The 26591-nt window shown below is 57.6% G+C and carries 26 protein-coding genes; 14 read left to right on the top strand and 12 right to left on the bottom strand.

Translation table 11 applies throughout. The features are described 5' to 3' along the window. Window positions 1-21 precede the first annotated feature (21 nt). The gene (locus ASE36_RS15570; RefSeq protein ID WP_062281658.1) at window positions 22-681 is read right to left on the bottom strand and encodes a YggS family pyridoxal phosphate-dependent enzyme; all 660 of its coding nucleotides are present in this window, start codon (window positions 679-681) and stop codon (window positions 22-24) included. 190 nt (window positions 682-871) lie between these two features. On the opposite strand from ASE36_RS15570, the gene leuS reads away from it, so the two are divergent. The 3 genes from leuS to holA are packed head-to-tail and all read left to right on the top strand — an operon-like array spanning window position 872 to window position 5053. Further along, window positions 872-3493 carry a leucine--tRNA ligase gene (gene leuS, locus ASE36_RS15565; RefSeq protein WP_062281655.1) on the top strand — a complete coding sequence of 874 codons (2622 nt, stop codon included), beginning with the start codon at window positions 872-874 and terminating at the stop codon, window positions 3491-3493. Between the two features lie 16 nt (window positions 3494-3509). Further along, the gene (locus ASE36_RS15560) at window positions 3510-3998 is read left to right on the top strand and encodes a hypothetical protein (protein WP_062281648.1); all 489 of its coding nucleotides are present in this window, start codon (window positions 3510-3512) and stop codon (window positions 3996-3998) included. An 8-nt stretch (window positions 3999-4006) separates the two neighbouring features. Continuing rightward, window positions 4007-5053 (top strand): DNA polymerase III subunit delta, encoded by a 1047-nt coding sequence (gene holA / locus ASE36_RS15555; protein WP_062281644.1) that lies wholly within the window; start codon window positions 4007-4009, stop codon window positions 5051-5053. Here the strand turns inward: holA and ASE36_RS15550 are convergent. The 8 genes from ASE36_RS15550 to hemE form a co-directional block, all read right to left on the bottom strand. Then, the gene (locus ASE36_RS15550) at window positions 5050-5934 is read right to left on the bottom strand and encodes a ParB/RepB/Spo0J family partition protein (protein WP_062281641.1); all 885 of its coding nucleotides are present in this window, start codon (window positions 5932-5934) and stop codon (window positions 5050-5052) included. The two genes, holA and ASE36_RS15550, sit on opposite strands and share 4 nt — an antisense overlap. 18 nt (window positions 5935-5952) lie before the next feature. Beyond that, window positions 5953-6747, bottom strand: coding sequence for a ParA family protein (locus ASE36_RS15545; RefSeq protein ID WP_062281639.1), 795 nt, complete (start codon window positions 6745-6747; stop codon window positions 5953-5955). Between the two features lie 15 nt (window positions 6748-6762). Next, the gene (gene rsmG / locus ASE36_RS15540) at window positions 6763-7386 is read right to left on the bottom strand and encodes a 16S rRNA (guanine(527)-N(7))-methyltransferase RsmG (RefSeq protein ID WP_244474770.1); all 624 of its coding nucleotides are present in this window, start codon (window positions 7384-7386) and stop codon (window positions 6763-6765) included. Beyond that, complete coding sequence (gene mnmG / locus ASE36_RS15535; protein ID WP_062282709.1) at window positions 7383-9248, bottom strand: tRNA uridine-5-carboxymethylaminomethyl(34) synthesis enzyme MnmG; 1866 nt, start codon at window positions 9246-9248, stop codon at window positions 7383-7385. The genes rsmG and mnmG overlap by 4 nt, the downstream gene beginning before the upstream one ends. 30 nt (window positions 9249-9278) lie before the next feature. Then, entirely contained in the window at window positions 9279-10607 is a 1329-nt protein-coding gene (mnmE, locus tag ASE36_RS15530) for a tRNA uridine-5-carboxymethylaminomethyl(34) synthesis GTPase MnmE (RefSeq protein WP_062281636.1), read from the bottom strand. A 52-nt stretch (window positions 10608-10659) separates the two neighbouring features. Further along, window positions 10660-11925 (bottom strand): transcription termination factor Rho, encoded by a 1266-nt coding sequence (gene rho, locus ASE36_RS15525; RefSeq protein ID WP_140829930.1) that lies wholly within the window; start codon window positions 11923-11925, stop codon window positions 10660-10662. A 191-nt stretch (window positions 11926-12116) separates the two neighbouring features. Next, window positions 12117-12698 (bottom strand): protoporphyrinogen oxidase HemJ, encoded by a 582-nt coding sequence (gene hemJ, locus ASE36_RS15520; protein ID WP_062281633.1) that lies wholly within the window; start codon window positions 12696-12698, stop codon window positions 12117-12119. Further along, window positions 12658-13689 (bottom strand): uroporphyrinogen decarboxylase, encoded by a 1032-nt coding sequence (gene hemE / locus ASE36_RS15515; protein WP_062281630.1) that lies wholly within the window; start codon window positions 13687-13689, stop codon window positions 12658-12660. The genes hemJ and hemE overlap by 41 nt, the downstream gene beginning before the upstream one ends. Before the next feature lie 403 nt (window positions 13690-14092). On the opposite strand from hemE, the gene ASE36_RS15510 reads away from it, so the two are divergent. The 5 genes from ASE36_RS15510 to dnaQ are packed head-to-tail and all read left to right on the top strand — an operon-like array spanning window position 14093 to window position 17707. Next, the gene (locus ASE36_RS15510; protein ID WP_062281627.1) at window positions 14093-14914 is read left to right on the top strand and encodes a pyruvate, water dikinase regulatory protein; all 822 of its coding nucleotides are present in this window, start codon (window positions 14093-14095) and stop codon (window positions 14912-14914) included. A 35-nt stretch (window positions 14915-14949) separates the two neighbouring features. Then, window positions 14950-15549 (top strand): Maf family protein, encoded by a 600-nt coding sequence (locus tag ASE36_RS15505; RefSeq protein WP_062281624.1) that lies wholly within the window; start codon window positions 14950-14952, stop codon window positions 15547-15549. After that, window positions 15542-16402: a shikimate dehydrogenase gene (locus ASE36_RS15500; protein WP_062281621.1), complete on the top strand. Its 861-nt coding sequence runs from the start codon at window positions 15542-15544 to the stop codon at window positions 16400-16402. The genes ASE36_RS15505 and ASE36_RS15500 overlap by 8 nt, the downstream gene beginning before the upstream one ends. Further along, entirely contained in the window at window positions 16399-16992 is a 594-nt protein-coding gene (gene coaE / locus ASE36_RS15495; protein ID WP_062281618.1) for a dephospho-CoA kinase, read from the top strand. Before ASE36_RS15500 ends, coaE begins: the two co-directional genes overlap by 4 nt. 13 nt (window positions 16993-17005) lie before the next feature. Continuing rightward, window positions 17006-17707, top strand: coding sequence for a DNA polymerase III subunit epsilon (gene dnaQ / locus ASE36_RS15490; protein ID WP_062281615.1), 702 nt, complete (start codon window positions 17006-17008; stop codon window positions 17705-17707). Window positions 17708-17757: 50 nt separating this feature from the next. On the opposite strand, the gene secB is transcribed toward dnaQ, so the two are convergent. Both secB and ASE36_RS15480 read right to left on the bottom strand, forming a co-directional pair. Next, window positions 17758-18234, bottom strand: coding sequence for a protein-export chaperone SecB (gene secB, locus ASE36_RS15485; protein ID WP_062281612.1), 477 nt, complete (start codon window positions 18232-18234; stop codon window positions 17758-17760). 84 nt (window positions 18235-18318) lie between these two features. Then, a complete protein-coding gene (locus ASE36_RS15480; RefSeq protein ID WP_062281609.1) occupies window positions 18319-18813 on the bottom strand; it encodes an FxsA family protein in 495 nt (164 codons plus the stop codon). Window positions 18814-18961: 148 nt separating this feature from the next. On the opposite strand from ASE36_RS15480, the gene ASE36_RS15475 reads away from it, so the two are divergent. The 5 genes from ASE36_RS15475 to gyrB all read left to right on the top strand — a co-directional run bounded on the left by ASE36_RS15475 (window position 18962) and on the right by gyrB (window position 24275). After that, window positions 18962-19660: a Tim44/TimA family putative adaptor protein gene (locus ASE36_RS15475; protein WP_062281606.1), complete on the top strand. Its 699-nt coding sequence runs from the start codon at window positions 18962-18964 to the stop codon at window positions 19658-19660. Next, window positions 19657-20772, top strand: a complete 1116-nt coding sequence (locus tag ASE36_RS15470) for a murein transglycosylase A (protein WP_062281603.1) — start codon at window positions 19657-19659, stop codon at window positions 20770-20772. The genes ASE36_RS15475 and ASE36_RS15470 overlap by 4 nt, the downstream gene beginning before the upstream one ends. Beyond that, window positions 20773-21336 (top strand): Smr/MutS family protein, encoded by a 564-nt coding sequence (locus tag ASE36_RS15465; RefSeq protein WP_062281600.1) that lies wholly within the window; start codon window positions 20773-20775, stop codon window positions 21334-21336. Next, window positions 21333-21698: a helix-turn-helix domain-containing protein gene (locus tag ASE36_RS15460; protein ID WP_062281597.1), complete on the top strand. Its 366-nt coding sequence runs from the start codon at window positions 21333-21335 to the stop codon at window positions 21696-21698. The genes ASE36_RS15465 and ASE36_RS15460 overlap by 4 nt, the downstream gene beginning before the upstream one ends. A gap of 141 nt (window positions 21699-21839) precedes the next feature. Then, window positions 21840-24275 carry a DNA topoisomerase (ATP-hydrolyzing) subunit B gene (gene gyrB, locus ASE36_RS15455; protein WP_062281595.1) on the top strand — a complete coding sequence of 812 codons (2436 nt, stop codon included), beginning with the start codon at window positions 21840-21842 and terminating at the stop codon, window positions 24273-24275. A 138-nt stretch (window positions 24276-24413) separates the two neighbouring features. On the opposite strand, the gene ASE36_RS15450 is transcribed toward gyrB, so the two are convergent. Next, complete coding sequence (locus tag ASE36_RS15450) at window positions 24414-25004, bottom strand: nitroreductase family protein (RefSeq protein WP_062281592.1); 591 nt, start codon at window positions 25002-25004, stop codon at window positions 24414-24416. A gap of 284 nt (window positions 25005-25288) precedes the next feature. Here ASE36_RS15450 and ASE36_RS15445 point away from each other — a divergent pair, with 284 nt between their 5' ends. Further along, a complete protein-coding gene (locus ASE36_RS15445; RefSeq protein ID WP_062281588.1) occupies window positions 25289-26569 on the top strand; it encodes a polyhydroxyalkanoate depolymerase in 1281 nt (426 codons plus the stop codon). Window positions 26570-26591: the final 22 nt, after the last annotated feature.

Below are 26591 nucleotides of genomic sequence, written 5' to 3'. Positions count from 1 at the left end.
ATGCCGAAGGTCTAAGAACCCTCAGCGGCTGCCGAGGATTGCAGACCCGACGCGAACGCTGGTGGCGCCAAAAGCGATGGCGGTCTCGAAGTCTCCCGACATACCCATGGACAGTTTTTCAAGGTTGTTTTCGCCAGCGAGCTTGGCGAGAAGTGCAAAGTGTGGCCCCGGGTTCTCGTCCACCGGCGGAATGCACATCAGCCCTTCGACCTGCAGACCCAAGTCCTCGCGGCACATTGTCACGAAAATTGCCACATCGTCTGGTGCGATGCCGGCTTTCTGCGGCTCCAGCCCCGTATTGACCTGGACATAAACGCGCAACTGGCGGCCCTGCGCAGCCATCTCCGCCGCCAACGCGCGGGCAATCTTTTCACGATCGACACTCTCAATCACGTCAAACAGAGCAACCGCATCAGCAGCCTTGTTCGACTGCAGCGGCCCAATCAGATGCAGTTCGATCTCAGGTGTATCCGTCTTGAGCGCCGGCCATTTTCCTTGAGCCTCCTGAACCCGATTTTCGCCGAAAACCCTCTGACCCGCTTCGATCGCCGGCAGGATGTCGGGCGCGTCAAAAGTCTTGGACACCGCGACCAGTTGGATGGAATCCGGCTCACGACCCGATTCCCGGGCGGCCACTGCGATCTTTGAGCGAACCTCGCCCAGCCTCTGTTCGACAGACATTGCAATTCCTCGTCACGCTTCCCACGATATGGGGCAATCATGCATATCGGCAATGGGTTAAGCGCCTCGGCCCCGCATGGCAAGACGGCGCAGTCGACGATCAGTGAAGCGCCTCAAAAACTTGACGCTTGGGCCGTTTCATGATGAAGGTCAGCCCTCCTTTTTGACGCTATTTCCGGAACTGCAATCCATGGCCACCGAACGTTATAACCCGCGCGACGCCGAACCCCGTTGGCAGGCCAAATGGGCCGAGGAGAAGGTCTTCGAGACTGACAACGCGGACCCGCGCGAGAAATACTACGTACTCGAGATGTTCCCCTATCCCTCGGGACGCATCCATATGGGCCATGTGCGCAATTATGCCATGGGCGACGTTGTTGCACGCTACAAGCGCGCGCGCGGCTATAATGTCTTGCATCCGATGGGTTGGGACGCATTCGGCATGCCCGCGGAAAACGCCGCAATGAAGAACAAGGTCCACCCAAAGGCCTGGACCTACGAAAACATCGCGACGATGCGCGACCAGCTGAAGTCCATGGGCCTGTCGCTGGACTGGTCCCGGGAATTCGCGACCTGCGATGTCGAATATTACCATCGCCAGCAGCACCTCTTCCTCGATTTCATGGAAAAGGGTCTGGTCTACCGCAAAAATTCCAAGGTCAACTGGGACCCCGAAGACATGACCGTGCTCGCCAATGAGCAGGTTATCGACGGGCGCGGCTGGCGCTCAGGTGCGCTTGTTGAGCAGCGCGAATTGACACAGTGGTTCTTCAAGATCACCGACTTCAGCCAGGACTTGCTCGATGCGCTGGATGAGCTCGACCAATGGCCGGAAAAGGTCCGGCTGATGCAGAAGAACTGGATCGGCCGCTCGGAAGGCATGCTGGTTCGCTGGGAAGTCGCATCCGGTAGCCAGGAAAAAGAAGTTACGGTTTATACGACCCGCCCCGATACCTTGTTCGGCGCGTCGTTCCTGGCCATTGCCGCTGATCATCCGATGGCGCGCGAAGTCTCGGCGACCAATCCCGACGTAGATGCCTTCTGCCAGGAGACCCGGCACGCCGGCACGTCCCTGGCAGCCCTGGAGACTGCCGAGAAGAAGGGCATCGACACCGGCATCCGTGTCAAGCACCCGCTTGACCCCAATTGGGAACTGCCGGTCTACGTCGCCAACTTTGTCTTGATGGAATATGGCACCGGCGCGATCTTCGGTTGCCCGTCGGGCGACCAGCGCGACCTCGATTTCGCGCGCAAATATGATCTGCCAGTGGTTCCGGTAGTGATGCCGAAGGAAGGAGACGCAGGCTCCTTCGTGATCGGCGATACCGCCTTCACTGATGACGGCGTGATGATCAATTCCCGCTTCCTAGATGGCCTGTCAACGGCGGAAGCCTTCGAAGAAGTGGCCAAGCGTCTGACCGGTCAAATGCTTGGCGATGCCCCTCAGGGCGAGCGTAAGGTCAATTTCCGCCTGCGGGACTGGGGTATTTCGCGCCAGCGTTATTGGGGTTGCCCGATTCCCGTTATCCATTGCGACGATTGCGGCGTCGTGCCGGTGCCGAAGGCGGACCTGCCCGTTCGCTTGCCCGACGACGTCACCTTTGACAAGCCCGGCAACCCGCTGGATCGCCATCCGACGTGGCGCCATGTGGCCTGCCCCTGCTGCGGCAAGGATGCGCGGCGTGAAACAGACACGATGGACACGTTCGTCGATTCGAGCTGGTATTACGCCCGCTTTACGGCACCATGGGAAGACAATCCGACCGACGTCACCGCGGCCAACAAATGGCTACCGGTCGACCAGTACATCGGCGGCATCGAGCATGCGATCCTTCATCTGCTCTATTCCCGCTTCTTTACCCGTGCGATGCGCGAGACCGGCCATGTCGACATCAAGGAACCGTTCAAGGGTCTGTTCACCCAGGGCATGGTGGTGCACGAGACCTATAGCATCGGGGAAGGCCTCGAGCGGGAGTGGGTGGCCCCGGCCGATCTGAGGATTGAGGAAATCGACGGGAACCGCCGGGCCTATCTGACGTCGAACGGTCAGGAAGCCCGCATTGGCTCCATCGAGAAGATGTCAAAGTCAAAGAAGAATGTCGTCGACCCTGATGACATCATCTCCTCTTATGGTGCGGACACGGCTCGCTTCTTCGTACTGTCGGATTCACCGCCGGATCGGGATGTGATCTGGTCGGAGGCAGGGGTTGAAGGTGCTCACCGCTTCGTTCAGCGCGTTTGGCGCCTGCTGTCAGAAGCGGCTTCCGAATTGAGGGGAGTTGCAGCGAATCCGGCTAAGGAAGGCGCAGGGCTGGACGTGTCACGCGCAGCGCACAAGACCCTGATGGCGGTGCAGAGCGATCTCGACAAACTGGCTTTCAACAAGGCTATCGCGCGGATCTACGAACTCGTTAATTCGCTGGCATCCTCCTTTACCCAAGTCGCCGCCGGCAATGCCGACTTGGCATTGAAGGGTGCAGTCAGGGATGCGGCCGAGATTCTCATACACCTGATTGCGCCAATGACGCCGCATCTGGCCGAAGAATGCTGGACCTTGCTGGGAAATGACGAGCTGGTGGCGCGGACCTCTTGGCCGCGTTACGACGAGGCTCTGGTGGCAGAGAACGAAGTGACCTTGCCTGTGCAGATCAACGGCAAGAAGCGGGCGGAATTGACAATCGCCCGTGACGCGGATCAAAGTGCCGTCAGCGAAGCGGTCCTTGAACTCGATGCGGTTCGCACTGCGCTGGGCGGTCAAGCACCGAAGAAGATCATCGTCGTTCCGGGAAGGATCGTAAACATTGTTCTCTGAACCTCGGAAGTCTAAAATGCTGCGACGCTCGGTTCTGATCGCAGGCGCATTGCTTCTCGCGGGCTGCCAGGCGCGCCCGCTGTATCAGGATCCGGACGGCAGGACGAAGGCCACCCTTGCCGCGATCGCCTACTCTCCGGCAGACTCACGTGTTGGTCTGGAAACCCGCAACCGTCTTCTCTTCCTCACGACCGGCGGGGCTGAATCCACGACACCGCAATACCGGGTGGAACTGGACGTGACCAGCACCGTCGAAGGCGTACTACTCGACCGTGCAGCCGACACTGCAAATGCGGGCAGGGCGGTCGCCACCGGCACCTATACCCTCAAGCGGATTTCCGACGATACCGTGCTGAAGTCCGGCCGCCGTCAGGCCGTTGCACTCTTCGACTATCCGCGCCAGGAATTCGCCAAGCTGCGTTCTGTTCGGGATGCTGAGACGCGGGCCGCCCGTGAACTGGCAGAACTGATTTACGCAGATCTGACCATGGCCTTGGGCCGCTAAAGGCGGCCATGGCAGAGATCAAATCCCACGAGGTCGATGGCTTCTTACAGAAGCAAGCGAAGCTTTATCGCATCTTTATCGTCTATGGGCCCGATAAGGGATTGGTCGCGGAGCGGGCAAGCGCTCTGGCGGCTGTGACCGGGGTGGATCTGAACGACGGCTTTGCCTTGATAAAACTGGATATCGGCGACATCCAGAGCGACCCCGGCCGGCTACTCGACGAGGTCAATTCCTTCGGCCTGTTTGGCGGTGATAAGCTGATCTGGATCCGCGGCGCGTCCAATGAAAAGCAGCTGGTCGACGCGCTCCAACATCTGGGAAGCCATCCTCCTGAAGGGAGCTATGTCATTGTTGAAGCCGGCGACCTGAAGAAGGGCTCGGCCCTCAGGAAGGTGGGCGAATCGCATCGTTCCGTCGCGTCCATCGCCTGTTACCAAGACGACGCACGTGCGCTCAACGCAGTCATCGATCAGGAATTGGCATCGGCCAATCTGCGCATCACACCCGCCGCGCGCGAATTGCTCCTTGCATCGATAGGCGGCGATCGGGTCGCCTCCCGGAATGAGATCCGAAAGCTCGTTCTCTACTGCCTGCACGACGACCTGATCGATGAACATCACGTGCTGGACATCATTGGCGACGCAAGCGCCACGTCAACGGATGAGGTCGTGGATGCCGTTTTGAATGGGGATGCTGACGCCTTCTTGCATGCTGTGCAGAAAGTCATTGCGTCAAAGACGGCGGTATTTCTCGTCCTGCAGTCAACAATGAAACAATTTCAGTTGCTTGAGGCCATGCGCCTGGAGATGGATGACAAGCAGCAGCAGGTGGCCCAGGTCATGCAAAGCCTCGGCCGAGGGATCCATTTTCGCCGGAAGCCTGTCATCGAAAAAACGTTACGCAGCTGGAACAGTGCGGATCTGGGCCGCGAGGCGTCCAGACTGCAATCAGCCATCCTGATCGGCCGCCAGCGCGCCTCGCTCGAAGGCGAGGCCGCGATTCAAACGCTCTTGGCAACCACACTGCAAGTCGCTCGTCGCAATCGACGCGCCTAACGCGCTTCGAGAAGCCTGCAGATCTCCTCAAGCTGGTCGAGTGACGCATAGCTTATCTTGATATGGCCACCACTGCCTTTATGGCTGATGGAAACCTGCAATCCCAGACGATCGGTGAGGCTGCGCTCGAGCGCGATCGTGTCGGAATCCTTCTGTCCGCGAGGCTCTGCCGGGGAAGATGCGGTCTGCGCTTTGATGTGGTTCTGCGCCAGCTTCTCCGCGTCGCGGACCGACATACCCTTGGCAGTGATGACCTTGGCAAGGCTCACGGGATCCGGTGTCGACACCAGCGCGCGGGCGTGACCCGCGGAGAGGGTGCCCTCGGCAAGCATGTCCCGGACCGGTTCCGGCAACTTCAAGAGACGCAGACTGTTGGCTACATGACTGCGGCTCTTGCCGATGATCTCGCCCAGATCATTCTGCGTGTAGCCATGCTCCGCAATCAGCTGGTCATAACCCAGTGCTTCTTCCAACGGGTTGAGATCGGCCCGCTGCACGTTTTCTACGATTGCCAGCTCTAGGGCCGTCCGATCATCGACGTCGCGAATGATCACAGGAATTTCCACGAGCCCGGCAAGCTGTGCAGCTCGCCAGCGGCGTTCGCCCGCGATGATTTCATAACGATTGCCACCGGCGATGGTGCGAACGACGACCGGCTGCACAATCCCATGCTGCCGGATAGAGCCGGCAAGATCCTGAAGTTCCGTCTCATCAAAATAGCGACGAGGATTCTTCGGGCTCCGCGAGACGAATTCGATTGGAAGGGTGCGATCCGGGCTGACGCTTGGGCGCGTGTCACCAACGGGGATAGGTTGATCCATCTCCCCGATCAGAGCTGCCAGGCCGCGCCCGAGGCGCCGCTTCGATACGTCTTCACTCATACTCGTATCCTCGTAGAATTACGCCGCTTTGCGCAGCCGTTCGCGCTGGATGACCTCTGAAGCCAGTTGGAGGTAAGCTTGGCTTCCGGCGCATTTCAGATCGTAAAGGATGGCGGGCTTGCCGTAAGAGGGCGCCTCGGAAACGCGAACATTCCGGGGAATGAGCGTTGTATAGACTTTCTCTCCGAGATGTTCACGAACATCGTTCACAACCTGCTGCGCCAGGTTGTTGCGGGAATCAAACATCGTCAGCACGATGCCTTGAATGTCGAGAGACGGATTCACGGTCTGCCGCACCTGGTTGATCGTCTCCAGCAACTGGCTAAGCCCTTCAAGAGCAAAGAATTCGCACTGCAAAGGCACAAGCACCGAATGCGCTGCCGCCATGGCGTTCATCGTCAACAAGTTGAACGACGGAGGGCAGTCGAGCAGGACATAGCTGTACACCTTGGCATCATCCAGATTGAGCGCCTTGCGCAGCCGGAAAACCCTGTCCGCCTGCTGCGAGATTTCCATCTCAAAACCAAGCAGGTCCATGGTCGAGGGAATGATGGAGAGGTTTGGCACGGCCGTCTCAAGCACCGCCTGTGAAACCGAATGGGTTCCTACCAAGACATCATAGGACGACAAGACACGATCACGGCGATCGATGCCAAGGCCGGTGCTCGCATTGCCCTGTGGATCGAGATCAACGATCAAAACACGCTCGCCAATTGCTGCAAGCGCGGTTGCCAGATTAATGGCAGTCGTCGTCTTTCCAACGCCGCCTTTTTGGTTGGCAATGGTGATGATACGGTTCTTTGCGATGTTCATCTGGCACCCGAGTTCTTAGGCCCTGCGCTCAAGCGAGGAGATTTCCAGAATGACGGAATCTGCTTCGACGACGCTCTCGTGTATTATCAGATCAAAAGCCCATCGGCCACGCGCTTTCTCGATCTCTGCCTGATAATCCCGACCTTTGTGGAAGAGCATCTTCATCGCGGAGTTTTGCCGGCCCCATGGCTCGCTGAAGACAAAAAGCTGATCAAGGTCTGCGAGCGCGCGCGCGGAAATAACGTCTGGAGCCTTCAGACTTTTCGGCGCGTCTTCAATGCGAAGCGGGTGGACTGATCCTCGACCCGCCGTCTCGATCAGCGCCATGCGCAGAAAGCCACATTTCTTGTGGTTGCTCTCAACCATGTGGACCCAACCTTCACCTCGTTCTGCGAGGGTAATCGCGGTGACGATACCTGGAAACCCGCCGCCACTGCCAAGATCAATCCAGTTTGCCGGCTCGGGCATTATATTTCGGATTTGCAACGAGTCCGCAATATGACGCGTCCAGAGCTGTTCGGTCGTAGAAGGTGCCACCAGATTAATTTTCGACGCCCATTTTAAAAATAGCGCTGCAAATTTATCGAGCCGGTCCTGCGTTTCACGTGAAACATGAGCGTGTATATTTGGTCTGTTCACGATGCCAACCGCTCGCTGGATTTCCGTAAGAGGGTGATGAGCAGTGCGACTGCTGCGGGAGTCATCCCCTCGATTCGGGCCGCTTGGGCAATGTTGTTCGGTCTTTGCCGAGCAAGCTTCAGTTTTAGCTCATTGGACAGCCCCGAGATCGACTCATAATCGAAATCGCGGGGGATAATTCGAGCTTCTTCTGACGTGACGCGCGCAATGTCGGTGGACTGGCGCTCCAGATAGACTGCATAAAGGGCATCGATCCGCACGGCTTCCGCAATAGGCGCTTCTACGTCCGCAAGGGCAGGCCAAAGTCGGCAGACGTCATCCCAAGATCTATCTGGGTAAGATAGAATCTCTGCTGCCGTACGCCGCCGGCCATCTTGATTGACCGACACACCCGCTGCTTCCATCTCTTTGGGAGAAGCCGTTAGGGACGCCAACTGCAAAGACAGCTTGGAGCGCTTGTCCGAATAGGACAAGAAACGCTCTGCACGTGCATTTCCGACACAGCCGATCTCGATCCCCTTCGGCGTCAGACGCATATCTGCGTTATCCGCCCGTAAAGACAAACGATATTCCGCCCTGGACGTGAACATGCGATAGGGCTCGGTCACCCCGCGCGTGGTTAGATCATCAATCATGACCCCGATATACGAGTCCGTCCGGTTGAAATGGACAGGCTCTCGCGCAGATGCAAAGAGCGCCGCATTAATTCCGGCAACCAGGCCTTGAGCGCCCGCTTCTTCATATCCTGTAGTGCCGTTGATTTGGCCAGCCAGATACAGTCCTTTTGTGGATTTTACAGCCAAAGACAAATCAAGTTGCGTCGGGTCGACATAGTCATACTCTATCGCGTAGCCATACTGCCGGATCTGAACCTGCTCCAATCCCGGTATGGAGCGGATCATTGCTACCTGAACATCTTCTGGCAGAGACGTTGAAATTCCATTCGGATAGACAGTGTCATCATCCAGGCCCTCCGGCTCAAGAAAAACCTGGTGGCCATCGCGATCGCCAAAACGATTAATCTTGTCTTCAATCGACGGGCAATATCGCGGGCCAATGCCTTCGATCTGTCCAGAATACATCGCGGAACGGTGGATGTTTTCCCTGATGATACGATGTGTCTCTGCCGTCGTTCGCGTAATGCCGCAGCTGATTTGCCTCGTTTCGATACGATCCGTCATGAAGGAAAAGGGTGTGGGGACCTCGTCCGCCTCCTGCATCTCAAGCTGATCCCAAGCAATAGTTCGGCCATCAAGGCGGGCTGGAGTGCCAGTCTTCAGCCGGCCCAGCTTCAGGCCAAAAGCTGCAAGATCGTCGCTGAGGCCGAGGCTCGGCGCTTCTCCAGCACGACCCGCAGGTGTTCGACGATCACCGATGTGGATCAAACCTTGGAGAAAAGTCCCGGTCGTGAGAACGACAGCCTTTGCAAGAACCAGCTCTCCGGAATCAAGAACCACGCCGTTTATTTCGCTTCCGGCTCGGTGGAGCGCCAGAACACCGCCTTCGGCAATGGAAAGACGGGGAACTTCCGCCAGTATGTCCTGAACCGCGGTTTTATAGAGGCGCCGATCAGCTTGCGTTCGTGGACCCCAAACTGCAGGACCCTTCTTCCGGTTCAGCATGCGAAATTGAATGCCACCGCGATCTGCCGCTCTTCCCATGACACCATCAAGAGCGTCAATCTCCCGCACGAGATGGCCTTTGCCCAGTCCGCCGATCGCCGGATTACAGGACATTGTTCCAATGGTCTCGCGTTTATGCGTGACGAGCAGGGTTATTGCGCCCATGCGGGCAGCAGCTGCCGCGGCTTCCGTGCCGGCATGTCCCCCGCCAACGACAATGACGTCATAATGCGTTGTCATAAAAGAACCCTCGGCCATGTTTCACGTGAATCACTTGCCGACACAGAACTCAGAGAAGATCTTCCCGAGAAGTGTTTCGGTATCGATTCGTCCCGTCAACCTCGCGAGATCGTCTGAGGCGAGACGCAGATCCTCCGCGCGCAATTCTAAGGGCTTCTCCCACTGACAAAGCGCTTCCTGGAGATGAGTACAGGCAGATACAATATTCTGCACCTGCCGTAAACGGCTTGGTACTGCGAGACTTTCGGTCGACGTACGCTGTTTAATCTCCTGAACGATGAGCCTACGGAGGTCTTGTAATCCCTCTCCGGTCACCGAAGACAGAAACGTCGCGAATCCGCCGAGACTGGATGCTTCTCCACTCAACCTGTCCAGCTTCGTCCCGACGCGCCATACTGCGGCACCGTCCAAGCAATCGACGGGTCCAGCGTCGCTGAGATCAACGAGATGCAAGACAAGATCCGCCTCGGCGATCACCCGCTCTGCGCGCCTGATGCCCTCCCGTTCGACTACCTCATCCGTGTCCCTCAGGCCCGCCGTGTCAAAGAGTTCGACCTTATATCCGTCGAGATCGAGTTCACAGCGGAGGATGTCTCGCGTGGTTCCGGCAATATCAGTTACGATTGCAACGTCTCTCTGAACAAGCGCATTCAGCAGGCTGGACTTGCCGGCATTCGGTGCCCCTGCCAGGGCAATCTTGAAACCATCCCTGATGATTTCGCCGGATTTCTGACTCCGAATGGTTTCATCCATCTCTACAGTCAGTTGCTCAATCTCAGACCAGATGCGGTCGGAAACGGAACCGGGAATATCACCTTCGTCACTGAAGTCGAGCTCAGCTTCGATCATAGCGCGGGCAAAGATAAGCTTCTCGCGCCAGCCCTCATAGATACGAGAGAAATGTCCATTCGCCTGTTCCACTGCCAGACGGCGCTGCATTTCGGTTTCTGCAGCAAGAAGGTCAGACAGTCCCTCTGCTTCGACCAGGTCGAGCTTTCCGTTCTGGAATGCTCTCCGCGAAAACTCTCCCGGTTCCGCCATTCGCAGCCCTTCGAATCCGGCTAAGGAGTCGAGAGCGGCTGCAACGACGGCCCGGCTTCCATGAAGATGGAGCTCGACGCAATCTTCGCCGGTGAAGGAATTGGGCCCGGGAAAGACAAGCACCAGACCCTGATCGAGGAACTCGCCCTCAGGTAGATAGAGCCTTCTCAGACCGGCTATGCGAGGCGGCGGCAATTGTCTGTTGCAGAGAACAGAAGAAACCTCAATGGCCTGTGGTCCGCTGATCCGGAGAACGGCAACGCCGGAGGGCACTGCGCCCGACGAAAGAGCAAAAATGGTATCCGACAAAGCCGCCAACCGTTTGCTCCTCGTCGATAGCAATACGGCCGCCGAAGCGGCCGGATCCGCTTTAGGTGTTCATCGAGTCGAAGAAGTCGCCGTTGTTCTTCGTCTGCTTGAGCTTGTCGATGAGGAATTCGATCGCATCGGTCGTGCCCATCGGTGCGAGGATACGACGCAAAACGAAAATCTTCTGCAGATCCTGGCGCGGAACAAGCAGGTCTTCCTTGCGAGTCCCGGACTTCAGAATATCCATCGACGGGAAGATGCGCTTGTCTGCGACCTTGCGGTCGAGCACAATTTCCGAGTTGCCAGTGCCCTTGAACTCTTCGAAGATCACTTCATCCATTCGGCTGCCGGTATCGATCAGCGCGGTGGCAATGATGGTCAGAGATCCACCTTCTTCGATGTTACGAGCGGCACCAAAGAAACGCTTCGGGCGCTGGAGCGCGTTCGCGTCGACACCACCGGTTAGAACCTTGCCGGAGGATGGGACAACCGTGTTGTAAGCGCGGCCGAGACGTGTGATCGAATCGAGCAGGATGACGACGTCGCGGCCGTGCTCGACCAGACGCTTCGCCTTCTCGATCACCATTTCGGCGACCTGAACGTGGCGAACTGCAGGCTCGTCGAAGGTCGAGGAGACAACCTCACCCTTGACCGAGCGCTGCATGTCCGTGACTTCTTCCGGGCGCTCGTCGATCAGCAAGACGATCAGATAACATTCCGGATGATTGGCCGTGATGGAATGAGCGATATTCTGCAGCAGCACCGTCTTGCCGGTGCGCGGCGGCGCGACGATCAGGCCGCGCTGGCCCTTGCCAAGCGGTGCAACGAGATCAATCACACGCGCCGACAGATCCTTCGACGTGGGGATGTCCAGCTCCATCTTGAACCGCTCGTTCGGATAGAGCGGGGTCAAGTTGTCGAAGTGAACCTTGTGACGGATCTTTTCCGGATCCTCGAAATTGATCGTGTTGACCTTGAGCAGGGCGAAGTAGCGTTCGCCTTCTTTCGGTCCGCGGATCGGACCCTCAACCGTGTCGCCCGTCTTCAACGAGAAGCGGCGGATCTGGGAGGGTGAGATATAGATATCATCAGGACCGGGCAGATAATTGGCATTGGCAGACCGCAAGAACCCGAAGCCGTCCTGAAGAACTTCCACGACCCCTTCGCCGATGATCTCGACATCCTGGCTCGCCAGCATCTTGAGGATGGCGAACATGAGCTCCTGCTTGCGCATCGTGCTCGCGTTTTCGACTTCAAGCGATTCAGCAAAGGTCAGCAGATCGGTCGGAGATTTGCTCTTGAGTTCTTGTAGCTTCATTTCAGCCATGAAGAGGACCACGTTATTCTGGATTTTTCTGGGGAGCGGCGAGCTGGTGGAATTCGGTACGATGCGAGGGCCGCAAATGACTGAATGTTACGCAAGCCAAAAGGAGAAGTGGCGCGAAAATAGCGATTCACGCATTTGACCGCAAGCGAAAAGCCGACCGCAATTAAAATAAACGAGAAGCCGAAGATCGATCAGAAGGGTTTCACCACGACCAGGATCACGATCGCGATCATCAACAAAGTCGGCGCTTCATTCATGATCCGCCAAAAGCGTGGAGTTCTGACGTAAAGACCTTCTCCGAACAGCCGAGCAGACTTGGCAAAATAGCCATGCACAGCTGAGAGAGCGACGACGGCCGCAAGTTTCATGTGCAGCCAGCCACCCTGGAAGCCGAAGACCGACCAGGCGAGGTAAAGCCCTAGAACCCAGGAGACCACCATGGCGGGGTTCATAATCACCGTGACCAGCCGACGTTCCATCACGGCAAAAGTTCGGGCCTGAGCGGACTCCGGCTCACAATCGCTGTGATAAATGAAAAGTCGCGGCAGATAGAGCATCCCCGCCATCCAGGAGATGATGGCGATCACATGAAGTGCTTTGATCCATGGATAAGCGGCATCCGGGCCGGCGACCATAACCGCGATCCCGATTAGCCCAAAGAAGCCGAGTGCGATCGCCGCCCTTTTGGCAGCAACCCGCCCCGGCTGCAGATCCGTTTGCTTTTCAGGCGTGTCAACCAAAGCTTCGCACCTGCTTGACGAGGTCCGTGACATGCGCCGGATCGGCCTGGGGTGTAATGCCATGGCCAAGGTTGAAGATCAGCGGACCCTGACCCAGTGCCTGCAGCACTGCATCGATCCCCTCCCGCAAAGCATTTCCACCCGCAACAACCCGCATGGGGTCGAGGTTGCCCTGAACCGGCCCTTCCTTCTGGAGTTCGGCAGCAAAACTCAAAGGCACCGACCAATCGAGACCAATGGCGTCCGCACCTGTCGCCTGACGATAATTGCGGAGCAGAATGCCTGCGCCCTTGGCGAAGGCGATGATCTTCGCCGACGGACGTCTCGCCTTGACCGATTGGATCATCCGACGAACCGGTCCAACGGCATATTTCTCGAATTCCGCTTCTCCGAGTACACCCGCCCAGGAATCGAAAATCTGGACTGCATCGGCACCCGCATCAATCTGCGCCACCAGATAGTCTGCCGACACGTCTGCGAGGAAATCGAGGAGGCGAGCAAAGGCTTCCGGATGGCGATAGGCAAAGAGACGGGCAGGCGCCTGATCCGGTGTCCCATGCCCGGCAATCATATAGGTCGCCACCGTCCAGGGCGCTCCACAGAAGCCGAGCAGGGTTGTTTCCGTCGGGAGATCGCGACGCAACCGGCGTACTGTCTCGATGACAGGTTTCAGATGATCAGCGACGTGATCAGGCTTCAAATGCCCAATGCCATCTTCGTCGATGGGATCCATCTGAGGCCCGTGCCCTTCAGTGAAGCGAACGTTCCTGTTCAAGGCATCGGGTATCACGAGAATGTCGGAAAACAGGATGGCCGCATCGAACCCATATCGGCGAATGGGCTGTAGCGTCACCTCTGCCGCCAGTTCCGGATTATAACAGAGATCCAGAAAACTTCCGGCTTGCTGACGCGTTTCCCGATATTCCGGAAGGTAACGTCCTGCCTGTCTCATAAGCCAGATTGGCGGTGGCGTGACCGTTTTCCCGTCAAGCACGTCGAGGACTTTGCGGTTCTGGCTGCTCAAGGCTCATGCCCCTTCAATAAAGAAAAGAGATATTGAATCTTCTTCTATTTCTAAGAGTCGGTGACTATCAAGGATTAAAGGAAGACCACAGGAATCTCCCTTGACCGCAAGTCGCGCCCTTCTGCGTTCCAATGAAGCAAGCTCAGTTGTGAACTCTGGGGAAAAGCGGAAATTAACCCGTAATTTCATAAGCTTCATGAAGAGAAGATCAGGAACGGTGACATTGATGGCCTGGGGGCCAAATTTCACAACAAACGCCTGTCACCGTAATCCACAGACAACTGCAATCGCATCCTAAGGCAAATCGCTTTGTGGATAAATCGGCCTTTTTCCCCCTGTCCTTTCCCAACCGCGCTCGCTACCTCTGTTTATCCCGAACTATCAACAGCCCTAGGAGAAGATCGTGGAGAACAGGAAAAACTTCTTCCATCTCCATCTCATTTCTGACTCCACGGGTGAGACTCTCATCTCCGCAGGCAGGGCCGCTGCTGCCCAGTTCCGCGGCTCGAATGCCATCGAGCATGTTTATCCTCTGATCCGCAGCCGTAAGCAGGTGAAGGCACTGATTGATGCCATCGATCGGGAGCCGGGCATTGTACTCTACACGATCGTCGATCATCAGTTGGCCGCTCTGGTCGAAGCCGGTTGCCATGAACTTGGACTGCCCTGCGTCAACGTCCTCGCGCCCATTATCGAGAAGTTTCAATCCTATCTCGGCGCGCCCTCGCGTGGCAGGGTGGGGGCTCAGCATGTGCTGAACGCTGATTATTTTGCCAGGATCGAGGCCCTTAACTTCACCATGGATCATGACGACGGCCAGGCGCAGGAAGATTACGATCAAGCAGATGTCGTGATCATCGGCATCAGCCGAACTTCAAAAACCCCAACGTCTATCTATCTCGCCAACCGAGGTATAAAGACCGCCAATCTTCCGGTCGTCCCAGGCGTGCCTCTGCCGGAGAGTTTGCTGAACGCAACGAGGCCGTTGGTGGTGGGCTTGATCGCCACGTCAGACCGCATTTCCCAAGTGCGTGAAAACAGGATCCTGGGCAATACACCCGGCTACGATCGGAGCGATTATGTGGATCGCGCCTCAATCACCGAAGAACTGAAATATGCAAGGGCGCTATGCGCGCGAAATAACTGGCCGGTCATTGACGTCACACGCCGCTCCATCGAGGAGACGGCCGCCGCCATCGTTGCCCTCCGTCCTAAGCTGCGCTAATCGCCTTACAACAAGGTAATCGGAGGTGTGAGGATATGGCGACTTCTTTGATACTGGCTTCGGCCAGCAGCGCGCGCCGAAGCCTCTTGGCCAATGCTGGTCTGGACCACATCGCAGGAGCAGCCCAGGTGGATGAGAGGCAGGTCGAGCATGAAGTCCCGGAGGCTGAGCGAACGCCATCATCTATTGCAATACATCTTGCCATTGCGAAGGCTCGGACCGTGTCGATGCGGCATCCGCTGTCGATCGTTATCGGTTGCGATCAGACCATGTCGCTCGGCTCTGAACTCTTCCACAAGGCGCCGGATCTATTGGCGGCAAAACAAACATTGCAGGTCCTGCGCGGCAAGACGCATCACCTGAATAGTGCGATCTGTCTGGTTCGAAATGGCGAGGTTTTGTGGAACCACCTTTCCGTTGCGACTATGCGGATGCGCCATTTCTCGGACGAGTTCCTGGATGCCTATCTGGAAAGAAACGGCAGCAGGGTGTTGGGAAGCGTCGGCTGCTACCAGCTAGAAGGTGAGGGCATTCAGCTGTTCGAGGCGATAGAGGGTGACTATTTCACAATCCTCGGACTTCCGATGCTCCCGCTCTTGGAAGAGCTGCGTAAACTCGGGGTTAACCATGCGTGATTCACGTGAAACAATCACTCCCCGCGCATTTGTCGCCGGCTATCCGATCAAGCACTCGCGCTCTCCTATCATTCACGGGTATTGGCTTGAGCGTCTTGGAATCCAAGGGTCTTATGAAAAAGTTGCCGTCACTCCCGAGGACTTCCCGGCTTTCATCCGCAACCTGAAAAATGGTGATGCGGAGTATGTTGGTGGCAATATCACGATACCCCACAAGGAGGCAGCTTGCCGACTCGCAGATCGGGTTGATCCCTTGGCCGAGGAACTAGGGGCTGCCAATACGCTGTGGTTGGCGGAAGGCCGACTTCTAGCAACGAACACGGATGGCATTGGCTTTGCGAGCAACCTGGATGCTGGCTATCCCGGATGGGACAAGGCAGAAGTGGCCGTCGTCTTAGGCGCTGGTGGCGCAAGTCGGGCTATCCTCCAATCCCTGCGGGATCGAGCTCTGGGGACCATTCACGTGGTCAACCGGACAGTGGCGCGCGCGCAGGAATTGGTAGATCGCTTCGGCCCCCGTTTGCAGGCCCACGCGATGGCCGCGCTGCCAGAGCTGCTGCAGGACGCTACTCTGTTCGTCAACACCAGTTCGCTCGGGATGGACGGCGGCGAGGCACCGCAGCTCCCGTTCGAGACCATGCGCCCAGGGTCCCTCGTCACCGATATCGTCTACGTTCCTCTTAAGACGCCATTTCTCTCACAGGCAGAAGCGGCCGGTTTGCCGACAGTAGACGGCCTCGGCATGTTGCTGCATCAGGCTGTTCCGGGTTTTGAAAAATGGTTCGGCCAAATGCCTGAGGTCACAGAGGAACTCCGTCGCCTGGTTCTTGCGGATATCGAGGCAGGATCATGATTGTCATTGGTTTGACGGGCTCTATTGGAATGGGGAAGACCACAACAGCCGGACTGTTCGCCGCTGAAGGAATAGCCGTGCATGACGCTGATGCCGCAGTTCACGATCTCTACAGCGGCGAGGCAGTTGCCCCGATCGCGTCCGTCTTCCCGGAAGTCGTGGTTCAGGGGCAAGTCGATCGCCGTCTTCTTTCCGGGAATCTGGCAAAGAATCCGGCTAACTTCAAAAGGCTGGAGGCGATAGTCCATCCGCTGGTACGGCAGCGCGAGAACAAATTCTTGGGGCAGCAACGGCAATCAGGCGCTGAGTTTGCAGTTCTCGACATCCCGCTGCTCTTCGAGACCGGGGCGGATCAACGGGTCGATGTAAAGGTCGTTGCGAGTTGTGACGAAGAGATACAGCGCCGGCGTGTGCTGGCCCGGCCCGGCATGACAGAAGAAAAGCTCGATCTCATTCTCTCTAGACAAGTGCCGGATGTTGAAAAGCGGGCTCGCGCAGATTTCGTCGTGGACAGCGGCGTTACTATCGAACATGCCAGAAGGCAGGTGCAGGACATTCTTGCGACACTGCGCCAGCGCAACTCTCGATGAGGAAAGACGGACAATGCGTGAGATCGTCTTCGATACGGAAACTACAGGCCTGGAAAACAAGGCCGATCGTGTTATCGAAATCGGCGGTGTCGAACTGCTGAATCATTTCCCGACGGGCCGTACCTTTCACGTCTACATCAATCCCGGTGATCGCAAGGTGCACCCCGATGCGCTGGCCGTGCATGGTATCACCGATGCATTCCTGAAGGATAAGCCAACCTTCGCAGACATCGTCCCGCAACTGCAGGAATTCTTCGAAGGGGCGAAGTGGGTGGCTCATAATGCGACCTTCGACATGGGCTTCATCAACGCGGAATTCGATCGCCTTGGTTTACCACCCGTCGCGCCGGAACTCGTAATCGATACGCTGTCGCTCGCGCGTCGAAAACATCCGATGGGACCAAACTCTCTCGATGCACTCTGCAGACGTTATGGCATCGACAATTCCCATCGTACCAAGCACGGTGCTCTGCTCGACTCCGAACTGCTGGCTGAGGTCTATATTGAGATGCTGGGCGGTCGCCAGGCGGCACTCGGTCTCACCTCGATCGAGACCAGGCGCAATCAGGTGGTTGAGGTCACGGAAGTCATCGAGATCTCCTACGACAGGCCCCGCCCTATGGCGGCACGCCTTTCGCTTGAAGAGATCGAAGGTCATGCCCAGCTGGTGGCCAGTCTTGGGTCAAAGGCGATTTGGTCTAAATACACCAATTGAAAAAAGGCCCCGGGGAGGGGCCTTTCTTTTTACCAGCGGATGTTCGGCAATTAATTCGGATCCGACTGCGACTGGGCCCGCGACTGCTCTTCGGCAACGCGCTGGGCAAACATCTGGGCAAAATCGATCGGGTCGATCATCAGCGGCGGGAAACCGCCATTGCGCGTGGCGTCTGCAACGATCTGGCGTGCAAACGGGAAGAGAAGGCGCGGGCACTCGATGAACAGAACCGGAAGCATGTGCTCCTGCGGGAAGCCGGTGATCCGGAAAACGCCGCCATAAACCAGCTCGGTTACGAACACGACTTTGTCACCGTCCTTGGCTTCCGCGTTCAGCGACAGGACGACGTCGAAATCCGTATCAGACAGTGGATTGGCGTTGACGTTCACATTGATGTTGATCGCCGGAGCCTTGTCACGTGCCTGAAGCGAGCGTGGCGCACCGGGATTCTCGAACGAAAAGTCTTTGATATACTGGGCGAGAATGTTGAGGGAAGGAGACTGCGTTCCCTGAGTGTTGTCAGCCATAGGCCATGTCCTTGAATTGAATTGCTATGGCCATCTAACATTTGAGCCCAGAGCTTACAACCCTCGCAGGGTGGCGCTAAGCCCTCAGTCTCTTCCGATTCGCGGCCCCTTCCAGGGGGAATTATTGCAAGGCTCGCGGGTGTACTCGCCGTCGTCAAGATCGACCACGGTCTCTGTCCCAAGACCGCTCCGATATTCCCGTCCTTCGCCCTGGCGGAACTGGCCCTTTATAATGATCCGCGGCTTCAGCGTCTGCCAAAAGAGATCCCGCAGTTTTGGAATAAAGAGCAGCAGACCAATGATGTCTCCGACAAAGCCCGGCACGATCAGCAGGAAGGCGGCGACGACGAGCAAGGCGCCATGTACCAGCTCACGACCAGGATCGATCCCGCGTTGCGTCTCTTCTTGAAGCCGCCTCAGGATACCTCCGCCTTGCTGCTTCAAGAGGAAGAGACCGAGGACGGCGGAAGAGACGACGAGAGCAAGGGTCGACAGGACCCCAATCGCCTGTCCGACGAGGATAAGGCTGGCGATTTCCAGCAGCGGTGCAATAAGGAACAGCACCAGTGGAAGGCGCATTTCAGTCTCCATACGCCTTCGTGATCTGGATTTCGCAGAAGTCGGCGCCTACTCGCTGCAAAGAATGCATCACGCCATTTGAATGATGCGGCGCGCAAGACTATATGGGAGATGGAAAAAGCGAATTCAATCAAGCCTGGCGGTATTCATGGGATCTAGCGATTTTGTCACTTTGTTCTTCCTGGTCGCCGCGGTGCTGATCTTTTTTCAGCTGCGCAGTGTGCTTGGCCGCCGCACGGGCAACGAAAAGTCGCCCTTTGAGACCCTGGCGCAGCGGGAAGCTGCGAAGGCACCGGGCAGCGACGACGGTAAGGTTGTGACACTGCAGCGCCGGGACGAAGCGAATGGCGAAGACCGCTTTTCAGTCATCGACGCCTACGCCCCGGTCGGAACCCCGCTCAATGAGCAGCTTCGCGAACTGCTCCTTCACGATGCAACCTTTACGCCCAAGGAGTTCCTGAACGGCGCCAAGGTCGCGTATGAAATGATCGTACTCGCCTACGCCGAGGGCGACCGCAAGACCTTGAAAGGTCTATTGTCGCGAGAGGTCTTCGAAGGCTTCGAAAGCGCCATTGCGGATCGCGAGAGCCGCGGCGAATCCATGAAGTCGACCTTCGTCGGAATTGAGAAGGCTGAGATTACGCAGGCCTCGGCAAAGGACAACGAGGAGCAGGTGACCGTCCGGATCCTCAGCCAGCTGATTACCGCGACCTATGACAAGAGCGGCGCGCTTGTTGATGGCGATGCCGAGGCGGTGGCCGACGTCAACGACGTTTGGACATTCGCTCGCGATGTTCGCTCGCGCGATCCGAATTGGAAACTGATTGCGACCGAAGCCGAACAATGAACGAGGCGTCCAGCGGATACCGACTGAAGCCCATCGGCTTCGACGAACTTCCAGGCTGGCAACAGGACGATCCTTCGACCCTGTGGCCTGCCATGGCGGATTGCCTGAAGCATCTTCAAAATGCGAAGCCTTATCGAAGTGGCTCACTCGGCCTTTCGGCCCGCGATTTGCTGCCACTGCTGGAAGCTGCGGCCAGCGCAGTTCCTCAGAATGCATCTGAGGCTCGCCATTTTTTCGAAGCTCAGTGTCAGGTTTTGCAGATCATCCCAGAGCAAGGGTCCGGTCTCGTCACAGCCTTCTACGAGCCGGAAGTGGAAGTCAGCGCGCGACCGGATGATGTTTACAAGCATCCCTTCTATGCCCGCCCCCATGATCTGGTGGACGTAACCGAAGACAACCGTCCCTCTGGAATGGACCCAAGCTATGCTTTCGCTCTCGCAGATCCGGATGGGCTAAAGCCTTATCCTGATCGTCAGGCGATCGACCGGGGTTACCTCGACAATCGCGGCCTCGAGATTGCCTGGGCAAAATCGAAGGTCGACGTCTTCTTCGCCCATGTCCAGGGTGCTGCCCGATTGAAATATCCGGACGGGCACATCGCTCGGATCACCTATGCGGCCAAGGCTGGGCATCCTTTTTCCGGAATCGGACGACATCTGATCGATTTGGGAGAGATCCTCGAGCGGAATATCTCCATGCAGTCGATCAGGGCTTGGTTAGGCGATCATCCGCAACGGGTCGATGAAATCCTCTGGCATAATTCATCCTACATTTTCTTCCGCGAGGCAGACGTTACCGATCTGACCCGTGGTCCCATCGCCGCAGCCAAGGTCCCTCTGATTGCAGGGCGCTCGCTCGCCGTTGATCGCACCATTCACACCTTCGGGTTTCCCTTCTTCGTCCGCGCTCCAGGCCTCACCCGGCTTGACGGCGGGCGAGACTTCAGCCGCCTGATGCTCGCCCTCGATACCGGTTCGGCGATCGTTGGTCCTGCGCGGGGCGACATCTTCACCGGCTCCGGCCCGGAAGCTGGCGATATGGCAGGAGCGGTGCGCAACGCGGCAGATTTCTATATGCTCGTTCCAAAGCAGGCAGCGGAGAGGTTTGTCTGAGTGTCGGGCGGGACCAAGCTCAATCCGGAAGATCGAATTCTGTGGGCCAAGGTTGCCCGCTCCACGCGACCGATGCCGGGTCGCATGGAGGATCTCGTTGCGTTCGAGCAGGAGTTCGAACCCTTACCCGAGGAAGAACCCGCTCCACTCTCCCGTGGCTCTCTTAGCCAGAATGAAGATCCGCAGTCGTCGACCACCAATCGTAATGCGCCCGTTCGCCATCACCATCCGCTCGAGCGACCGGTCAAGCGGAAACTGTCGCGGGGCCATCTCGCGCTTGAGGCCCGCATCGACCTGCACGGGCTGATCCAGAGTGAAGCGCATGGAATGCTGCTCGACTTCCTCATCCGAGCCCATGAACGTGGCCTGCGCTACGTCCTCGTGATCACGGGCAAAGGTAGTTCGCTTGGCAGCGAAGGGGCGCTGAAGCGTGCCGTTCCCCTCTGGTTTTCGCTGCCCGAATTCCGCTTCCTGATCTCTTCGTATGAGCCCGCTGCCCGTCAGCATGGTGGGGAGGGCGCCATGTACGTGCGCCTCTCGCGCCAAGGGCAGGGCCGGCGATGACGCCGTTCGGCCACGCCGTCAGGGACCTGCGCAAACGCAAGGGAGTCTCGCAGAAGGAGATGGCCGTTGCGATCGGCGTGTCCCCGGCCTATCTCTCGGCCCTCGAGCACGGGAAACGCGGTGTGCCGAATTTCGACTTTCTGCAAAGGGTGGCTGGCTACTTCAACATTATCTGGGATGAGGCCGAAGAGCTCTTCTCCGTTGCCGCAGTTTCTCGCCCTCGCGTGGTGGTGGATACTTCTGGCATGCCGCCGGAATATACGGCCTTTGCCAATGATTTGGCGCGGGTGATTCGCCACCTGCCGCCGGACATGCTAAGAAATTTGCAGGATATTGTTGATGGCGCCAAAAAACGGCCGTGAACGCGTCTGATTCCCCGCGCTATCCACGGGAAACAACGCTCTCGCCTTTGGAACTCCTGCCAAAACCCCTATAGTCGAGGCGCTTGAAGCCGCTGATTCGAATCAGCGGAACCTTTGAGAAATGACTGGAAAGATTGCTAAATGACCGACTTGCCGATCGAGGAAAATGGCGGACAGGCCGAATATGGCGCCGATTCCATCAAGGTGCTGAAGGGGCTCGACGCCGTTCGAAAGCGCCCGGGCATGTATATCGGCGACACGGATGACGGCTCCGGCCTCCATCACATGGTCTACGAAGTCGTTGATAACGCCATCGACGAAGCGCTGGCCGGCCATGCAGATATCGTCACGGTGACCCTGAACGCGGACGGATCCGTCACGGTCACCGACAACGGACGCGGCATTCCGACTGACATTCACACCGGTGAAGGCGTGTCCGCAGCCGAAGTCATCATGACCCAGCTCCATGCCGGCGGCAAATTCGACCAGAATTCCTACAAGGTCTCCGGCGGTCTGCACGGCGTCGGTGTCTCTGTCGTCAACGCGCTTTCGGTCAAGCTCAATCTGAAGATCCGCCGCAACAACAAGCTGCATGAAATTACCTTCACCCACGGTGTGGCCGACGGCCCGTTGAAGGTGATCGGGGAATACGAAGGCCGGTCGGGCACGGAAGTGACCTTCCTGCCCAGCACCGAAACCTTCACCAATGTGGAATTCGACTACGGAACGCTGGAGCACCGCCTGCGCGAGCTCGCCTTCCTGAACTCCGGCGTACGCATCCTGCTGACCGACAAGCGTAAATCCGACATCCGCCAGGAAGAAATGCTGTACGACGGCGGCCTCGAAGCCTTCGTCCGCTACCTCGACCGCTCGAAGAAGCCGCTGGTCGAAAAGCCGGTCGCCATCAAGGGCGAGAAGGACGGCATCACGGTTGAAGTCGCTATGTGGTGGAACGATAGCTACCACGAAAACGTGCTCTGCTTCACCAACAACATCCCTCAGCGCGACGGCGGCACGCATATGGCCGGCTTCCGGGGCGCTCTCACCCGTCAGGTCACCTCCTATGCCGATTCCTCCGGTATCACGAAGAAGGAAAAGGTATCGCTGCAGGGTGAGGACTGCCGCGAAGGCCTGACGGCCGTCCTGTCGGTCAAGGTTCCAGATCCAAAATTCTCGTCCCAGACCAAGGACAAGCTGGTCTCGTCTGAAGTTCGCCCCGTTGTCGAAAACCTCGTCAACGAAGCGCTCAGCACCTGGTTTGAAGAACATCCGACCGAAGCCAAGATCTTGGTCGGCAAGGTGGTTGAGGCCGCCGTTGCTCGTGAGGCCGCCCGCAAGGCGCGTGAGCTCACCCGCCGCAAGGGCGCACTGGATATCGCTTCACTGCCCGGCAAGCTGGCCGACTGCTCGGAACGCGATCCGGCGAAATCCGAACTCTTCCTCGTCGAGGGTGACTCCGCAGGCGGTTCGGCCAAGCAGGGCCGCTCGCGAGAAAACCAGGCGATCCTGCCGCTGCGCGGTAAGATCTTGAACGTTGAGCGCGCACGCTTCGACAAGATGCTGTCGAGCCAGGAAATCGGCACACTGATCACAGCCCTTGGCACGTCTATCGGCAAGGACGAATTCAACGCGGATAAGCTGCGTTACCACAAGATCATCATCATGACGGATGCTGACGTCGACGGCGCTCACATTCGAACGCTGCTCTTGACATTCTTCTTCCGCCAGATGCCGGCGCTGATTGAACGGGGCCACCTCTATATCGCCCAGCCTCCGCTCTATAAGGTGTCGCGCGGCAAGTCGGTGCAGTATCTGAAAGACGAAAAGGCGCTGGAAGATTACCTGATCACCATGGGCCTGGAAGAAGCGACTTTGACGCTTTCGAATGGTGAGGTGAGAGCAGGGCAGGACCTCCGTGACGTCATTCAGGATGCGCTGCGCATCCGGTCACTGATCGATAGCCTGCATTCACGCTACAATCGCAACGTCATCGAACAGGCGGCAATCGCCGGTGCCCTGAACCCTGAACTGACGGGTAACCGTCAGCAGGCGGAAGCCACAGCAGCGGAAGTGGCGCGCCGTCTCGACATGATTGCCGAAGAAACCGAACGTGGCTGGCAGGGCTTCGTCACCGACGAGGGCGGATTGCGTTTCGAACGCATGGTCCGTGGCGTCAAGGAAGTGGCTGCCGTCGATGTGGCCCTGATTGGATCCGCCGATGCCCGCCACATGGATCAGATGTCGGCGCGTCTTCGCGAGGTCTATGCGGCACCCCCGGTTCTGATGCGCAAGGATGGCCGCACGGAAATGTCGGGTCCGCGCGCCTTGCTGGACTCCATTTTCGCGACCGGACGCAAGGGCCTATCCATGCAGCGTTACAAAGGCTTGGGCGAAATGAACGCCGAGCAGCTTTGGGAAACGACATTGGATCCGAATGTGCGTTCACTGCTTCAGGTCAAGGTCAACGATGCGACCGATGCCGACGGCCTGTTCTCCCGCCTTATGGGCGACGAGGTCGAACCCAGGCGCGACTTCATTCAGGAAAACGCGCTGAACGTTGCCAACCTCGATATCTGATCGGCGAAGTTATCAATCACATCTCGAAAAGGGCCGCTTCGGATGATCGAAGCGGCCCTTTTTGCATCGGAAGCGAGCCGGGCTCTAAACGTGGTTAACGTGATTCACGTGAAACCCCACACTCGAGACGAGAGGGCCTTAAAACCCGCCTTCGAGTGCCACTTCAGCCAGAGGTTTGCGAGCGCTCGGCGTTTCGCGAGCACGAAGCCCTTCCGGCAGGACCGACAGGTCGCCGAGCTTGCCGACCGCAACGGCAGCGTTGATGTGGAACCCTTCAGGCACGTTCAAAGCGGTCATGGCGCGATCGAAATCCACGCCTGTCATGGCGTGGGCGAAGTAACCCAGCTTGACGGCCTGGAGTGAAATAAGACCCCAGGCAGCCCCGGCATCAAAGCTATGGCTGCGGTAGGACTTCGCTTCAGAACCGTCGGCGGGACGGCTGAGAGTATCAGAAATGACAAAGACCAGCGCGGATGCGTTCCGTGCCCAGCCTTGATTGAACTCGATCAGAAGGCCGAGCAGCTTTTCGAATTCTGGAGTGCCCTTCAGACCATAAACGAAACGCCAAGGCTGGTAGTTGAAGGCCGAAGGTGCCCAATGTCCTGCGTCCAGAATGGTCAGAAGATCGTCTTTAGGCATCGCGCTCCCGTCGAATGCGCGTGGTGACCACCGATCAAGGAACAGCGGGTCGACATTGTATTCGGAGTGACGGTGATTGCTGTCAGTCATAATAGTCCTTTGTGCGTCAGGGGGAGGATGACCTGTGGAACAAACAGCAAAATGCCGCACTGCGAAAGCCCTGTCTTCGGAAATTCATTGTCGCTTGCTGCAAACGTTTCACCCGCTGACTAGTAGGGAACTTTAAGCCTTTTCGGGCATCATAAAGGCAGGTTGCGCTGCCCAGGTTGCCTCCCAGGCGCAACGAAAGGTGAGGGTTCTTGCACTGCAAAAACTCTGCTACTGTATCACTTCTGTGAAGGCCGACGGCCTGTGACGCAAAGGTAAGAGATGCGATGTTCTATCAGCTCTACGAACTCAACCACGCGATGATGGCTCCATTCCGAGCCAGCGCAGATGCATTCAATCTCGCTTGGAAGAACCCGCTCAATCCCTGGTCTCATACCGTTGTAGGCCGGAGTTTCTCGGCGGGTTTTGAAGTGTTCGAGCGGATGACCCGGCGATATGCGAAGCCCGAGTTTGGGCTTCCGACAACGATCATTGATGGCGACAGCGTTACCGTTGAAGAAGAGGTGGTATGGCGCAAACCCTTCTGCGACCTTATCCATTTCAAGCGCCATCTCCCGATGGGAGCCGATAAAGGCCCTCGCATCCTGATCGTTGCGCCGATGTCCGGGCATTATGCCACGCTGTTGCGCGGAACCGTCGAAGCTTTGTTGCCGAGCGCTGATCTCTACATCACCGACTGGATCGATGCCCGCATGGTGCCGGTGACCGAGGGTGACTTCGATCTGGATGACTACATCGACTATGTGATCGAGATCCTGCATCATCTTGGACCCGATACCCACATCGTTGCCGTCTGTCAGCCCTCCGTCCCCGTTCTTGCGGCGGTCGCCGTCATGGAAGCCGATGGCGATGTATGCGCACCCTCGTCGATGACCTTGATGGGTGGTCCCATCGATACCCGTATCAATCCGACGGCCGTCAATCAGCTGGCCCAGGAAAAGCCGCTCGAATGGTTCCGTGACAACGTCATCATGCAGGTTCCCTGGCCGCAACCGGGGGTTATGCGCAGCGTGTACCCCGGATTCTTGCAGCTCTCGGGCTTCATGTCGATGAACCTTGATCGGCACATGATTGCTCACAAGGACTTCTACATGCACCTCGTCAAGAATGACGGGGAGCCGGCGGAAAAGCATCGCGACTTCTATGACGAATATCTGGCTGTGATGGATCTGACTGCCGAGTTCTATCTCCAGACGGTCGATACCGTTTTCATCAAGCACGCTCTGCCGAAGGGCGAGATGATGCACCGCACGAAGCGGGTCGATACCACCGCAATCAAGAATGTTGCACTTCTCACCGTCGAGGGTGAAAACGACGACATCTCAGGCGTCGGCCAGACCCATGCGGCGCAGACGATCTGCTCCAGCATTCCGGACGACATGCGCATGCACTATGTCCAGCCGGATGTCGGTCATTACGGGGTCTTCAACGGCTCCCGCTTCCGTCGCGAAATCGCGCCGCGCATCGTCCAGTTTGCCAAGACCCATGGGAAGACGGTGAAGCAGACCCCCGTCAAGCGGGTTATCAAGGGCGGCAAGGCAGGCTAATCGCTTCCCGGAACATCGATTT

Source organism: Rhizobium sp. Root274 (genome assembly GCF_001429245.1).
Taxonomy (GTDB): Bacteria; Pseudomonadota; Alphaproteobacteria; order Rhizobiales; family Rhizobiaceae; genus Allorhizobium.
The sequence above is the reverse complement of the archived record's forward strand: the minus strand, read 5'-3'. Positions and strand labels throughout refer to the sequence as shown.